This is a genomic window from Mycobacterium sp. SMC-4 (assembly GCF_050205565.1).
Classification (GTDB): Bacteria; Actinomycetota; Actinomycetes; order Mycobacteriales; family Mycobacteriaceae; genus Mycobacterium.
Genome location: NZ_JBNMQU010000014.1, coordinates 113714 through 126299, shown reverse-complemented (window position 1 = coordinate 126299; position 12586 = coordinate 113714). Strand labels below are relative to the sequence as shown.

14 protein-coding genes and 4 tRNA genes are annotated in these 12586 nt (G+C 67.7%); 11 read left to right on the top strand and 7 right to left on the bottom strand.

From position 1 onward, the window contains the following. Genes ACQI46_RS22720 through ACQI46_RS22710 form a run of 3 tightly spaced genes read right to left on the bottom strand, consistent with a single transcriptional unit; the run spans position 1 to position 2547 of the window. A complete protein-coding gene (locus ACQI46_RS22720; RefSeq protein WP_427096299.1) occupies positions 1-759 on the bottom strand; it encodes a class I SAM-dependent methyltransferase in 759 nt (252 codons plus the stop codon). Then, the gene (locus ACQI46_RS22715) at positions 756-1703 is read right to left on the bottom strand and encodes a methylenetetrahydrofolate reductase (RefSeq protein ID WP_427096365.1); all 948 of its coding nucleotides are present in this window, start codon (positions 1701-1703) and stop codon (positions 756-758) included. The genes ACQI46_RS22720 and ACQI46_RS22715 overlap by 4 nt, the downstream gene beginning before the upstream one ends. Before the next feature lie 25 nt (positions 1704-1728). Continuing rightward, positions 1729-2547, bottom strand: coding sequence for a formate/nitrite transporter family protein (locus tag ACQI46_RS22710; protein WP_427096298.1), 819 nt, complete (start codon positions 2545-2547; stop codon positions 1729-1731). A gap of 166 nt (positions 2548-2713) precedes the next feature. Here ACQI46_RS22710 and ACQI46_RS22705 point away from each other — a divergent pair, with 166 nt between their 5' ends. The 4 genes from ACQI46_RS22705 to ACQI46_RS22690 all read left to right on the top strand — a co-directional run bounded on the left by ACQI46_RS22705 (position 2714) and on the right by ACQI46_RS22690 (position 8187). After that, the gene (locus ACQI46_RS22705; protein ID WP_427096297.1) at positions 2714-5455 is read left to right on the top strand and encodes a helix-turn-helix transcriptional regulator; all 2742 of its coding nucleotides are present in this window, start codon (positions 2714-2716) and stop codon (positions 5453-5455) included. 82 nt (positions 5456-5537) lie between these two features. Continuing rightward, positions 5538-6608: an NAD(P)-dependent alcohol dehydrogenase gene (locus tag ACQI46_RS22700; RefSeq protein WP_427096296.1), complete on the top strand. Its 1071-nt coding sequence runs from the start codon at positions 5538-5540 to the stop codon at positions 6606-6608. Then, positions 6601-7035 (top strand): nuclear transport factor 2 family protein, encoded by a 435-nt coding sequence (locus ACQI46_RS22695; RefSeq protein WP_427096295.1) that lies wholly within the window; start codon positions 6601-6603, stop codon positions 7033-7035. Before ACQI46_RS22700 ends, ACQI46_RS22695 begins: the two co-directional genes overlap by 8 nt. Positions 7036-7092: 57 nt before the next feature. Next, entirely contained in the window at positions 7093-8187 is a 1095-nt protein-coding gene (locus ACQI46_RS22690) for a 12-oxophytodienoate reductase (RefSeq protein ID WP_427096294.1), read from the top strand. A gap of 25 nt (positions 8188-8212) precedes the next feature. Here ACQI46_RS22690 and ACQI46_RS22685 read toward each other — a convergent pair whose 3' ends face one another. Further along, a complete protein-coding gene (locus ACQI46_RS22685) occupies positions 8213-8587 on the bottom strand; it encodes a DUF732 domain-containing protein (protein WP_427096293.1) in 375 nt (124 codons plus the stop codon). A gap of 308 nt (positions 8588-8895) precedes the next feature. Next, a tRNA-Val gene (locus ACQI46_RS22680) sits at positions 8896-8970 on the bottom strand. A gap of 338 nt (positions 8971-9308) precedes the next feature. Here ACQI46_RS22680 and ACQI46_RS22675 point away from each other — a divergent pair. The 4 genes from ACQI46_RS22675 to ACQI46_RS22660 all read left to right on the top strand — a co-directional run bounded on the left by ACQI46_RS22675 (position 9309) and on the right by ACQI46_RS22660 (position 10058). Next, positions 9309-9725, top strand: a complete 417-nt coding sequence (locus tag ACQI46_RS22675; protein WP_427096292.1) for a DUF6636 domain-containing protein — start codon at positions 9309-9311, stop codon at positions 9723-9725. A gap of 73 nt (positions 9726-9798) precedes the next feature. After that, positions 9799-9871, top strand: a tRNA-Gly gene (locus ACQI46_RS22670). A gap of 27 nt (positions 9872-9898) precedes the next feature. Further along, positions 9899-9972: transfer RNA gene (locus ACQI46_RS22665), tRNA-Cys, on the top strand. Between the two features lie 11 nt (positions 9973-9983). Continuing rightward, positions 9984-10058, top strand: a tRNA-Val gene (locus ACQI46_RS22660). Positions 10059-10131: 73 nt separating this feature from the next. Here the strand turns inward: ACQI46_RS22660 and ACQI46_RS22655 are convergent. Continuing rightward, complete coding sequence (locus tag ACQI46_RS22655) at positions 10132-10407, bottom strand: WGxxGxxG family protein (RefSeq protein ID WP_427096291.1); 276 nt, start codon at positions 10405-10407, stop codon at positions 10132-10134. Between the two features lie 552 nt (positions 10408-10959). Between ACQI46_RS22655 and ACQI46_RS22650 the strand changes: the two genes are divergently transcribed. The 3 genes from ACQI46_RS22650 to ACQI46_RS22640 all read left to right on the top strand — a co-directional run bounded on the left by ACQI46_RS22650 (position 10960) and on the right by ACQI46_RS22640 (position 12185). Further along, positions 10960-11259, top strand: coding sequence for a hypothetical protein (locus ACQI46_RS22650; RefSeq protein ID WP_427096364.1), 300 nt, complete (start codon positions 10960-10962; stop codon positions 11257-11259). 61 nt (positions 11260-11320) lie between these two features. Continuing rightward, entirely contained in the window at positions 11321-11521 is a 201-nt protein-coding gene (locus ACQI46_RS22645; protein ID WP_427096290.1) for a three-helix bundle dimerization domain-containing protein, read from the top strand. Between the two features lie 241 nt (positions 11522-11762). Next, the gene (locus ACQI46_RS22640) at positions 11763-12185 is read left to right on the top strand and encodes a hypothetical protein (protein ID WP_427096289.1); all 423 of its coding nucleotides are present in this window, start codon (positions 11763-11765) and stop codon (positions 12183-12185) included. A 3-nt stretch (positions 12186-12188) separates the two neighbouring features. On the opposite strand, the gene ACQI46_RS22635 is transcribed toward ACQI46_RS22640, so the two are convergent. Next, positions 12189-12545, bottom strand: coding sequence for a helix-turn-helix transcriptional regulator (locus ACQI46_RS22635; RefSeq protein ID WP_427096288.1), 357 nt, complete (start codon positions 12543-12545; stop codon positions 12189-12191). Positions 12546-12586: the final 41 nt, after the last annotated feature.

Here is a 12586-nt window from a genome sequence, read left to right as displayed (position 1 = left end):
TCAGGACGCACGCAGCACGAACATCGTGCCCACGACCGCGCCCTCACCGATGAGGGTGCCCATCTGCTCGGACTGCTGCTGCGAGGCCTTCCAGGCGTCGGTGTCGCCGTAACGGTCGGCCATCTCGGTGTCGACCTCGTCGGCGCGATCCTCCCAATCATCGGGCGCCGCACCCAGTTCCGAAGCGATCTGCTGGGCGTCGACACGCAAGCCGGCTTCGTCGAACAACGCGTGAAGCCCGTCCGCGGTCGGAAACCTGTTGCCCTCGGGTTGCTCGCTCGGCGCAATGTCGCGGGTCGCGACGAACACCAACAGGCCGATGCCGCCCCCGGGGCGCACCGTCCGTCGCAGCTCGGTCAGCAGTCCCAACTGATCGGGCATCGTGCAGAGCACACCCAGCGACCAGGCCGCATCGAAGGTGTCGTCCCCGATCGGCAGCGCCGAGGCGGAGCCTTGCACCACCGGGTACCCGAACAGTCGTCGCGCCGCGCGGCAGGCGCCCGCCTCGGGTTCGACGAGCACCGGATGAACGGCGTTGGTCTGCACCGCATAGGCTGCGGGCCCACCCACTCCGGCGCCCGCATCGAGCAACGTGCCTCCCGGTGCGAGACCGAGACGGTCGATCAGCCAGTCCAGCGCTGCAGGGCTACCGCTCCCCCGGCACGCCGCCGGTAGGTAGTAGTCGGCGCCCAGGCGGACACACACCTGGGCGGTCCACTCGGCCACGGTGTCGAACTCGGCCGACATCGCGTCGCTCATGATCGGGCCCGGATGCGTGCGGCCACCTCGGCCTTGATCTCGGCGCCGCGCCGGCTGCCGGCGGCGGTGCCGGAGCCCGACAGGTTCACGCCGGCGACCCCGTCGATGCGCAGCAGCGCCGAAGCCTCGGCGACAGCAGCCTCGATACCGGCCTCGACCGGGTCCGCGGCATCGAGCACGCTGCCGACAACCTCGGTGTCGAGCTCCAGTCCCGGAAGTCCCTGCAGCACAGCGGCCGACACCGAGTCGGTGAAGACCGCGACGCCGGCCAGCACCGGGATCGTCAGCCCGTGCGCTCGCGCGGCACCCATGAAAGCGGCCACCGTCGACGGTTCGGTCACGTGGTTGAGGACCGCGACCCGTGCCCCCGCGCGTTGCTTCTGCACCAGACGCAACGGACGCTGCTCGACCGGCGGCGCGGTCGGGGTTTCGGGCACAGCGGCGGTCATACCCAATTCGGCGGCCAGCGCCACCAGACGCGGCCCGTCCAGATCGAAGCTCTGTGTCACCTCCGGGCGTACGTCGTAGCCGCGCCCGTCGCCGGTCACACACAGCACGGTTTCGACACCCAGATGCGCCAGCCCGCGCAGCTCCTGTTCCAGCACCACGCGGTTGCGGTCCCGGCACGACAGGGAAATCCAGGGCCGGGCGCCACTGTCCATGATCAGCCGGCTCATCAGCGTCGGCGGGAAGTCAGGCCGGTTCTGGTGTTCCCCCACCAGAACCGCGTCGCAAGTCTGGGCCAGCTGCGCAGCGACCGAGCGGACGTCGTCAGAATCAAAAGGCGCACAACTGAAATCAGCCAGCACCAGCGGTGGGTCGGGCATCGGATCCTGGTGCGGATGATTCTCCGGCCACAGCACCACGTCGGGGAAAGCGCATGGGCCCGGCCGCATCTCGCACTGCCCGTCGAGGCGGACGCCGCCGCACGGGCCGAAGTGCATCCGCTTGGGACAGTCGACGTTCACCTCAGGACGCCTCTGCCTCACTGCGTTCCTCCTGCAGGCGGTCTTTGGTGCGCAGCAGCCGCAGCAGAGTCACCAGGCCCAGACCGCCGATGATGTTGCCGACCACGGTGTAGCCGAACCAGCCCAGCCAGTCGAGGTATCCGAACGGGGTGCCCCCGCCGAGCAAGGCGCCGAAGATCAGCAGAGAGTCCAGAATCGAATGGAACATCTGCAGCCCGGCCAGCAGGAACCCGCCGGCGACAGCGGCGGCGATCTTGGCCGGAACCGAATCGGTGCCGTGCTGCAGTCGCGTCATCAGGGTGATGACCATCCCGCCGAGCACCGCCAGGGACATCGTCTCGGCGCTCAGCGGGGCGGTCACAAAGTGCGTCGCCGACTCCAGCGTCTGCGCCCGCAGTTTCGGGAATGCGGTGATGATCAGCCACATGATGAGCCAGCCACCCACCAGATTGGCCGTCAACGTGCCGCCCCACAGCTTGAACAGCTGCGCGACGCTGGCCCGCTTGGCCACGACCGTCGTGACCGGCACCAGGAAACCTTCGGTGAACAGCTCACTGCGGCCCAGCAGCAACGCCAGGAAGCCGATCGAGAACGCCAGGCCCGCCAGCAGGTGGTCCCCGGTGGCGTGCAGCACCGCGAGATAGGCGAGCACACCGATGGCGACCTCGGTGCCGCCGAAGAATCCGGTGACGAAGATCTCCCGCCAGCCACGGTGCAGGCGCTGCGTGCCTTCGCCGACGATGCGCTCGAACGCTGCCTCGAGTTCGTCCTCGATGGGTCGGTCGGTCTCGCCCAGGGCGCGCTGACTGGTCTCACTCATGGCTGCCGATCCTCTTCTGGAGATTTCCAAAGCGATGGTGAGTACCCGCATCTTCGCCACTGATAGCGGATCCGCTCCCGCAGGCGACACACATCGAGCCCGCACCGAGTAGCCTGCGCAATGACTCACCAGGGGCGATGTCCCCATGCCCAAGCCAGGAGGCGCGGTGGATCTCATCGGTCGGCGCCGTGAATGCGAAGCTCTCGACGAGCTGCTCGCCGCGGTGCAATCCGGTCGCAGCCGGGCGGTGGTGCTCTGTGGTGAAGCGGGGATCGGCAAGACCGCGCTTCTCGACGAGATGGCGCGCCGGGCGACCGGAATTCGCGTGGTGCGCCTGATGGGAATCGAGTCCGAAATGGAGTTCGCGTTCTCGGCCCTGCACCAGCTCTGCACCACGCTCGCCGACGGGATGGGGCGGCTGACCGCCCCGCAAGCCGACGCCCTCGGCGTCGCTCTCGGTGAGCGCGACGGCCCCACACCGGACCCGTTCCTGGTCGGTCTCGGTGTCCTCAACCTGATGTCGGAGGCCGCGCTGGAACGCGGGCTCGTCGTGCTCGTCGACGACCAGCACTGGTTGGACCCGGCGTCGGCACGGGTGCTGGCCTTCGTCGGACGACGCCTGGCCGCGGAAGCGGTCGGACTGGTCTTCGCGACCCGCGTCCGCGGGGACGAGCTGCGGGGCCTGCCGGAGTTGGCCGTCGACCGCCTGCGCGACGACGACTCCCGCGCGCTGTTGGCGCAGAACCTCGACGGACCGCTGGACCGCAGTGTCCGTAACCGCATCATCGCCGAAGCGCACGGGAATCCCCTCGCGCTGCTGGAGTTGCCCCGTTCGCTCAGCCGTGCCGAACTGGCGGGCGGATTCGGCGAGCCCGGCGCGCCGGCGTCGCACAGCCTCGAGGCGACCTACCGTCGGCAACTGGAGGCGTTGCCGCGGAACACCCGCCGGCTGTTGGCGCTGGCCGCGGCAGAGCCGACCGGTGACCCGGCGGTGTTGTGGCGCGCGGCCGAAGTGCTCGGGCTGGACGCCGACGCCGCGGTGCCGGCCCTCGAGCTCGGCCTGGCAGAAATCGGCAACCGCGTGCTGTTCCGGCATCCGCTGGTGCGATCGACCGCCTATCGATGCGTGCCGCTGTCTGACCGGCAGACGATCCACGGCGCGCTCGCCGCGGTCACCGACGCACGTCGTCAACCCGACCGCCGCGCATGGCATCTCGGTCATGCGGCGATCGGACCCGACGAACGCGTCGCCGACGAGCTGGCCCGCTCAGCGGGTCGCGTCCGGGCCCGCGGCGGAGTCACCGCCGCCGCGGTGTTCCTGCAGCGGGCCTCGGAATTGACGATCGACCCCGCGCGCCGCGTGGACCTCGCGACCGAGGCGGCCGCGGCGAAGGCTCAGGCCGGCGCGTTCGACGCCGCCCGAGACCTGCTGGGCGTCGCGGAGTCCGCGCCGTTGACCGGTTTGCAGCGTGCCCGCGCGGATTTGGTGCGCGCACAACTGGCGATGGTGAGCCGACACGGCAACGACGCCGCACCGCTCCTGCTCGCCGCGGCGCGGCGGCTCGAGGACATCGATCCGGCGCGGGCCCGAGACACGTACCTCGACGCGCTGGCGGCGGGAGTCTTCGCCGGCCGGCTGGCCGTCGACGGCGGCATCGTCGAGGCCGCGAAGGCGGCCGCCACCGCCGCCGTGCGCATCGCCCGCACCGACTCGCCCGCCGATCTGCTGCTGCGCGGCCTGGCCACCCAACTGTGCGACGGATTCGAGCAGGGCTTGCCGACCCTCCGCCAGGCGATCCACGCGTACGGGCGCCCGATGACCCCCGAAGACGAGTTGCGATGGATGTTCCTGGCGTGCTTGGCCGCAGCCCGCCTGTGGGATATCGACCGGCACACCGCACTGTCCGCGCGCTACCTCGAGCTCGCACGTGCCTCGGGGACGATCACGCAGCTGCCGTTGGCCCTGAGCAGCCGCGTCATACCGCTCATTCTCACCGGCCACTTCGCCGAAGCCGCCCGCGCGATCGACGAGATGTGCACCGCCATCGAGGCGATGGGCAACAATCTCACACCGTTCAGCGCCATCGTGTTGGCCGCGATGCGGGGTGACGGCGACACAGTGGACCGCCTGGGTGCCGCGGCCCGAGCCGATGCCGAACGACGGGGCGAGGGATTCGGACTGACGGCGGTGGCATGGGCACAGTCTCTGGTGGCCAACGGCCGCGGCGACTACCAAAGCGCCTGTGCTGCAGCGTCGTACGCCTCACAGCATCGCGGAGATGCGTCGGCGGCCACCTGGTGGTCGCTTCCCGAACTCATCGAAGCTTCGGTGCGGCTACGCGACGTCGCGATGGCGACCGCGACGCTGGACCGGTTGGCTGAGATGACCACTCCCAGTGCGACGGACTGGTCGCTCGGTGTCGAAGCACGGTCGCGCGCACTGGTCAGCGAAGGCGACGTCGCCGAGGGTCTCTACCTCGAGGCCGTCGAGCGGTTCGAGCACGCAGGACTGCACCCGGATCTGGGCCGGGCGCGCCTGGTCTACGGCGAATGGTTACGACGACAACGCCGCCGCGTCGATGCCCGCGCACAGCTGCGCTCGGCGCACGACCTCTTCGAGTCCATCGGCATGGCCGCGTTCGCCGACCGTGCCCGGCGTGAACTGCTCGCCACCGGGGAGCACGCCCGCCGTCGCACCGAGGCACCGCCGAGGACCTCCGAACTGACAGCTCAGGAGAACCACATCGCCCAGCTCGCCCGCGACGGACTGTCCAATCCGGAGATCGGCGCCCGGCTGTTCATCAGCGCTCGCACCGTCCAGTACCACCTGGGCAAGGTGTTCACCAAGCTCGGCATCGAATCGCGCAGCCAGCTCAGCACCGCGCTGCCCGACCCGGTCGACCACTGACACGACTGGCCAGTGGCGGATGCGAACACCACCTCGCGCCACGCACCCTCTGATGATCAACCCACCTGTCAGAGGAGTTCACATGAAGATGCGCGCCGCGCGCATGTACGGCTACAAGCAGCCGCTGCGTCTGGAAGAAATCGACGTGCCGGCACCGGGTCCCGAGGAAGTCCTCGTCCGGGTGGGCGGAGCAGGGATGTGCCGCACCGACTTTCAATTGATCGACGGCTACTTCGACAACGGTCTGGCGATGGACTACCCGATCACGCCGGGTCACGAGATCGCCGGTTGGGTCGACGGTTTGGGAGCGGAGGTACCGAAATCCGCGCAGCTGTCCGAAGGCGACCAGGTGGTGGTGTTCGGCAGCTGGGGCGACGGCGCCTGCCGGCAATGCCATGAAGGCAACGAACAACTGTGCGCCCACGGCGTGTGGGCGGGCTTCAGCCGCCACGGCGGCTACCAGGAGTACATCCCGGTCAACTACCGCTACCTGATCAAGATGCCCGGAGGCGGAGAACTGTCACCGGACAATCTGGCCCCGCTCACCGACGCCGGGCTCACCCCGTACCGCGGTCTCAAGAAGTTGCGCGCCGCCGGCCATCTCGGACCCGGCCGCACCCTGGCCGTCAGCGGCATCGGCGGACTCGGCAGCTACGGCGCGCAGTACGCGAAGTTGTTGGGCGGCGGCGCCGACGTCGTCGCCTTCGCGCGTAGCGACGAGAAACTGAAAATCGCGGTGGACAACGGGGTGGACTACGCGATCAACGTGCGCGACAAGACCCACGACGAGGTGCGAGACGAACTCGAGGCCCTGACCGGACGGCCCGCACTCGACGCGGTGATCGAATGCGCCGGCTCCGAGGACGCGATCCGGTTGGCGTTCTCGCTGCTGGCCGCCGAGGGAGCAGTGGCATCGGTCGGACTGATCGGTAACCGCATCGACATCCCGCTCTTCCCGTTGGTGGCACGCGAATACACCTACTACGGCTCGTTCTGGGGCAACTACAACGACCTGACCGAAGTACTGGCCCTGGCCGCAGCGGGCAAGGTCAAGCATTCGGTGACGAGGGTCCGGTTCGACGATGTCAACGAAACACTGGAAGCCATCGGACGCGGCGACATCCTGGGCCGTGCGGTGATCGTCTATGACTGACATGGCTGTCGTACAACACGATTCGGCGTCCGCACGCAACATCGCCACCGTCACAGCTGGTTTCGACGCGTGGCGCGCCGGAACCGGAAGTCCGTATGACGCCCTGGCCGACGACGTCATCTGGGAGATCGTCGGCAACTCGGCGGCCTCACGCGTCTACACCGGCAAAGAGGACTTCCTGAACACCGTGATCCGCCCGTTCAACGCCCGGATGTCGCAGCGGCTGGTGCCCACTGTCCGCGACGTGTACGCCGACGGCGACACGGTGATCGTCTTCTTCGATGCCGAAGGCGTGGCGCGTGACGGCATCCCCTACCGCAACACCTATGCGTGGTTTCTCACACTGCGCGATGGTCACATTGTCAAAGCGACGGCGTTCTTCGACGCGATCGCGTTCAACGACCTGTGGCAGCGGGTGGACGGTTAGACGCGCGGTGTTGCGGCGCGCGGAACAATCGGTCCCCCCGTCGACGTTGACCGGTCCATGGCTGTCGAGGACCTGTTTGAACCGCTGACCGTGCGCTCGTTGACGATACCCAACCGCTTCGCGATGGCACCGATGACCCGCCAGGCATCCCCCGGCGGTGTGCCCGGTCCCGACGTGGCCGAGTACTACCGGCGGCGAGCGGCAGGCGAGGTCGGCCTCATCATCACCGAAGGGGTGCGGTTGCCCGACCCGGCGGCGGGCTACCCGTTCAGCATCCCGACCCTGGCCGGCGACGACGTCTTGGCGGGGTGGGCCCGCGTGGTCGAGAGCGTGCACCGCGAAGGCAGCACGATCGCCGCCCAGCTGTGGCATCAGGGCGTGGAGCGCAACGACGCCGACGGTGTCGTCGTGCTCAGTCCGTCCGGCGTCGACGGTCACGGCAACCCGAAAGGCCGCGCCCTGCAGACCGACGAGCTTCCGGCACTCGCCGCCCAGTTCGCGCAAGCCGCGGCGACGGCGCGCGAAGTGGGATTCGACGCGATCGAGCTGCACGGCGCTCACGGCTACCTGCTCGACCAATTCTTCTGGCCCAAAACCAATCTGCGCACCGACGGCTACGGCGGGTCGCTGTCCGAACGCACCCGCTTCCCGGCCGAGGTCGTGGCCGCTGTGCGCGCCGCTGTCGGACCCGACTTCCCGGTGATCTTCCGCTTCTCGCAGTGGAAGGGCACCGACTACGGCGCCTCGATCGCCGCGAACCCACTTGAGTTGCAGGAGTTGCTCGCTCCGCTGATCGACGCGGGCGTCGACGTCTTCCACCCGTCGACCCGTCGGCACTACGTCCCCGCGTTCCCGGAAGCCGACCCCGATCTCAGCCTCGCCGGCTGGACGAAGAAGGTGACCGGCGTGCCCGTCATCGCCGTCGGTTCGGTCGGCCTGCAGACACAGTTCCGCAGTGAGAAGCCCGGCCAGCTCATCGAACCCGCAGACGTCGACCGGCTGGTCGAACAGTTCGATGCAGGCGAGTTCGACGTCGTTGCGCTCGGGCGTGCGCTGCTGGCGGATCCAGGGTGGGTGCACCGGCTGCGCACCGGGAACCTCGGCGGATTCGCCGGCTACGACCCGGCGAAGGCGTTGGCCGCACTCGCGTGAGTGCGCTCGGAGGGTGCTTGCGGGGTCAGACTGCGGCGTAGCCGAGCATGTTGACCCCGGGGCACAGGTTGTCGATCGCGGCATTGACGATCAGCGCGGCCTCTCGGCGTTCGAGCATCGGGTTCACCTGCCAGACCTGTTCAGCGACAAGATTCGGGTGCCGACCGAACATCAGGCCGTAATCCGGCCGCAGCATCGAGCAGGCGGCCTTCCCGACGCGGAGTAGACCCTCCGGGCCCTGCGGTGAATTCAGGCCCAGTGCGTCCATCGCGCCGAGAAATGAGGCGTTGTCCGCGCTCGCTAAGGGCGATGTGGTCAGCGTTAGCGCCGCCGCGATGGCCGTAGCGGTGACAGCAACTCCGAGCCGTCCACCGAGCCGAACTGAAGAAGTGCGAGCCATTGCCAAGTCCCCCCGTGTCCACCCCGACGCGTACCTGCTCAGACGCTGAATCGCAGCATCGCAGACCCAGCAATGTACGCCAGTCACGAAACCGTTACAAGCCCGCTCTTGCGCGCACAGCGAACATGACGACACCAACGACAACGGACGATCCGACGCCCGATCGTCGAGCTACTGGTCGGTGCCACCACGGGCCGCCGAGACGCACCCACTAATTCGCCGAACTCAGATATGTTGGCGGGGAACGGATTACGAAGATCGACACCCGGCGCGACTCAGCATTTCGGGGCCACGGATGATGTGCTTTGTGGTGGTCCCGGCTGGGTTCGAACCAGCGACCTTCCGCGTGTGAGGCGGACGCTCTCCCACTGAGCTACGAGACCGTATCCGACAGGTCGGACGAGGCAGAAGACTAACACGCGCGCCCCCTGCCGCCAGAATCCGCTCCCCGGCCGCCTGCGCCATCAGCGCGCCTACCTGCGACGATGCCGGTATCGTACCGCCGATGACGGGGTGGGGCCTCGGGTTCGCCGTGGCGATGGCGGCGGCGTCTCCATGAGCGCCGTCGGACCCGGCGGTGCGGTGTTCGTCTGCGCCTGTGACTCGGCGCTCAGTGCCGCCGACCCGTTGAGTTACGGGCAAGAGCGGCAATTGGATTCGATTCGCTGCGTGGGCTTTTCGCTGTCCCGTGAGAGATACGCATTGTTCTGAAGGGGGAGAAATGAAGAAGGTGATCGCGGCGAGTGCCGCTGCTCTGGCCGGTGCGGCGACGCTGGGTGCGCCCGTCGCCGGCGCCGAGTTGGCGGGGTTCACGTCGCCGAGCGGCAACATCGGCTGCTTGCTGGCCGATGACTCGGTGCGCTGCGACATCGCCCAGCGCGACTGGGCACCGCCGCCGCGTCCGGCGAGCTGTCCGGACATGGTCGATTTCGGGCAGGGCCTCACGCTGCGCCCCACCGGCCCGGCCAGCTTCGTCTGCGCCGGCGACACGACCCTGGGCAGCGGACCCGCCCTGCCGTACGGCCAGTACCAGGCCGGCGGCGGAATGAGTTGCACCAGTGAGCCGTCAGGGATGCGGTGCTCGAACTCCGACGGTCACGGCTTCACGATTTCCCGGCAGGTTTACGCGCTGTTCTGAGGTGATTTGTGTCCGCGACTGCCGGTGGACTATCGTTCTGCATCGCGACGGGCGACGATCTCGCTCGTGGCGCGCGGATGTAGCGCAGTTGGTAGCGCATCACCTTGCCAAGGTGAGGGTCGCGGGTTCGAATCCCGTCATCCGCTCGAAGGTGCAGTGGCATCAACCCCAGCGGTGGAGTGGCCGAGTGGTGAGGCAACGGCCTGCAAAGCCGTGCACACGGGTTCGATTCCCGTCTCCACCTCCAAGTACGTCCCGGCGCGATTAGCTCAGCGGGAGAGCGCTTCCCTGACACGGAAGAGGTCACTGGTTCAATCCCAGTATCGCGCACCAGCATTCGCGTCTCACAGTCGATCGCAATAAGGCCCCTGACGGCATATCGCCGGCAGGGGCCTTACGCATACGCTCAGGCGCGCGGCGGCGGATTGACCACGCCGGGCCGCGCCGCCGGGTAATCGGCGTCTCTACGCTTCTTCAGGCCCGCCAAGCCCAACAGGCCGAGCAGTCCCAGAAGTCCCCAGAGCCCCGTGTTGTCACTGCCCTCGTCCTCCATGTCCTGCGCGAGCACTGTCGTGGCAGGCGCGGGCACGACGCTCTCCGACGCCTGAGCGACGCCGGCCCCTCCGAAAAGCAACGTGAGGGTGGTGGCACCCACGGCGACCGCACTGCGTGACCTGTTCATTTTCGCTCCTTTGCATTCTTCGTTTCGGAGCTAGCGACCCCCAAGCCGACGCTCCCCCTAGCTCGAGGCAGGGGGTTACCACCGCAAATCAAGCTAAACTCGGGAGCCTTTCCGAGGCCGACATTCCGGCTATAACGCGCAGGTCATCGACATTGAGTGAGTCACGTCACACGGTCTGCGATTAGTGCAGCTAACTTGACGGAATTCGCCGACTACCGCGCCGCTCAGCCCGTCCGGCCGGCGACTCGTCCCGAGCTCCGCATCGCGCGATCCCGTTGGCCGCCGTCAGCATTTTCGCCGGGAACGTTCGGGAAGAACGCAGCGAAAACGTGGATTCTGTTTCCGGTGCGGTTTTGCCGGCCGGGCGTCGGGGCTCGGGTGTTCGGCAGGTCACTCCAGTCACACCTATCCACCTTTTGCAGGGAAAGTTCGAGTGGAGCGCTGCAAAAAGCCGATAGGTGTGACAGGTGAGGTCACCGAGCCTGGGTCGCTGGGAAATCCAGGGTCGAGCAGGCCGCACCTCGGGATCGAACATATGATCGAACCGTGGGCATGCAGGAGATCGGCTACGGCGGGCAGCCGCTGCCCACGGTGTTCCGCCGCGTCGATCCGCCCGCCGCGGTCCTGATCGACCTCGTGGCGCTCTTCTCGCGCCAACCGCACTGCGCCGGGCGCTACCACCCGCAGGGGCTGCAGCTCGACGCCGTCGTCGAGGGCACCCTGACCTGCTGGGGACGCGCCGAACACGGCGGCTGGTGGGGCCTGGTCACCTACTCGGTCAGGCACGGCAGCGCGCAGCACAACGTGACCCACTGGGCGCCGGCCTGGGTGCTCAAGACGAAGCAGAAGTGATTTCGTGATTTCAACCAAGAGACCCTTGACGGACGTCAACTCGGACAGAATGCTTAGCCGCGTGATCAGGTTGACTGAGCAGCAGATCATCGAGGACCTCGCCCGCCGCTTGGCGGATGCACACACCGAAGTCGAGCCCACCGAGGTCGCGCGCGTGGTCAAGGAGCAGCACGCCCGCTTCGCCGATCGGCCGATCCGGGACTTCGTCCCCCTCTTCGTCGAGCGCAACGCCAAAGCGGAGCTGCAGAAGCTCGACTCCTGACCGAGTCACAATTCGTTACCGCTTTTCCAGTGAAGACCTAAGTCCCTATCAGGTCACTCTCAGGTTTGGGCCATAACTTCGCTAGTACACAGCGATGTGATGGTCAACCCCGATACGCTCGACCCGCCACCGATCCCCCCTGGGTGGCGGGTCGAGATCGTTTCCGGCCCCGAATGCATCCGCCTCGCGGGCGGTAACCGATAGTGTTTCCACACGCACCGCGCCGAGGATGAGGTGGGACATGATTCGCCAGTTGCTCGTGGCCAGCGCACTCAGTGCTGCGACCACCTTCTCCGCTCCGCTCGCCGGCGCCGAGCCGGGACCGATGTTCCCCGACAACCCCGGCCGGTATGCCACCGACGTTCCCGGCATGCAGTACGACGTCCAGCTGACCGCACCGTGCACGAACATGGAGCGGTTCACGTTCGGTCGCGGCAGGGGTGGCCAGGCGCTGCAGTGCCGGTGGATCCCCAATCAGTGGCCGCCCGTCTACACGGGGTTCTGGCAGGCGACATATGCGCTGCACGGCGTTCAGGAGATCGGCGGCCCCTGCCCGGATCCGCAAGCCGCAGCGCAAGCTCCCGACGGCCGGCCGCTGGTGTGCATGGGCGCCAAGGGGTGGCAGGCCGGGATCTTCAACAGGGAAGGCTTCACGCCGCTCTGACGGTCAGTGGCTGCGCAGCGTCCGACTCGGCTCGGTACCGAAGACCTCCTTGTACGCACTGCTGAAGCGTCCCGGATGACTGAATCCGCAGCGCCCGGCGATCGACGTCACGGTGTCGCGCGCCGGATCGGCGGACTTCAGCTCCTCATGCGCCCGCTCCAGCCGCACCCGACGCAGGTACTCCAGCGGCGTGGTGTCCAGATGCTCACGAAACGCATACTGGATGGCTCGCGGGGTGACGTCCCCGGCCGCGGCGATGTCGTGAATCGTGACGTCGTACTGGGCGTTCTCGTGAATGAAGTCCAGCGCACGCCGCAGCATCCGCGGATACTGCGCGTTTCCACGATCCTCGCCCCTCATCGGTGGACTGGGTTCCCAAGTTTGCGAAAATCGAACATCGG

Coding starts and splice junctions, on each gene's coding strand:
- ACQI46_RS22650 (WP_427096364.1), top strand. CDS start 10,960: ATGCAGGAGATCGGCTACGGCGGGCAGCCGCTGCCCACGGTGTTCCGC.
- ACQI46_RS22635 (WP_427096288.1), bottom strand. CDS start 12,545: ATGAGGGGCGAGGATCGTGGAAACGCGCAGTATCCGCGGATGCTGCGG.
- ACQI46_RS22700 (WP_427096296.1), top strand. CDS start 5,538: ATGAAGATGCGCGCCGCGCGCATGTACGGCTACAAGCAGCCGCTGCGT.
- ACQI46_RS22710 (WP_427096298.1), bottom strand. CDS start 2,547: ATGAGTGAGACCAGTCAGCGCGCCCTGGGCGAGACCGACCGACCCATC.
- ACQI46_RS22640 (WP_427096289.1), top strand. CDS start 11,763: ATGATTCGCCAGTTGCTCGTGGCCAGCGCACTCAGTGCTGCGACCACC.
- ACQI46_RS22720 (WP_427096299.1), bottom strand. CDS start 759: ATGAGCGACGCGATGTCGGCCGAGTTCGACACCGTGGCCGAGTGGACC.
- ACQI46_RS22685 (WP_427096293.1), bottom strand. CDS start 8,587: ATGGCTCGCACTTCTTCAGTTCGGCTCGGTGGACGGCTCGGAGTTGCT.
- ACQI46_RS22695 (WP_427096295.1), top strand. CDS start 6,601: ATGACTGACATGGCTGTCGTACAACACGATTCGGCGTCCGCACGCAAC.
- ACQI46_RS22655 (WP_427096291.1), bottom strand. CDS start 10,407: ATGAACAGGTCACGCAGTGCGGTCGCCGTGGGTGCCACCACCCTCACG.
- ACQI46_RS22690 (WP_427096294.1), top strand. CDS start 7,093: ATGGCTGTCGAGGACCTGTTTGAACCGCTGACCGTGCGCTCGTTGACG.
- ACQI46_RS22715 (WP_427096365.1), bottom strand. CDS start 1,703: ATGCACTTCGGCCCGTGCGGCGGCGTCCGCCTCGACGGGCAGTGCGAG.
- ACQI46_RS22675 (WP_427096292.1), top strand. CDS start 9,309: ATGAAGAAGGTGATCGCGGCGAGTGCCGCTGCTCTGGCCGGTGCGGCG.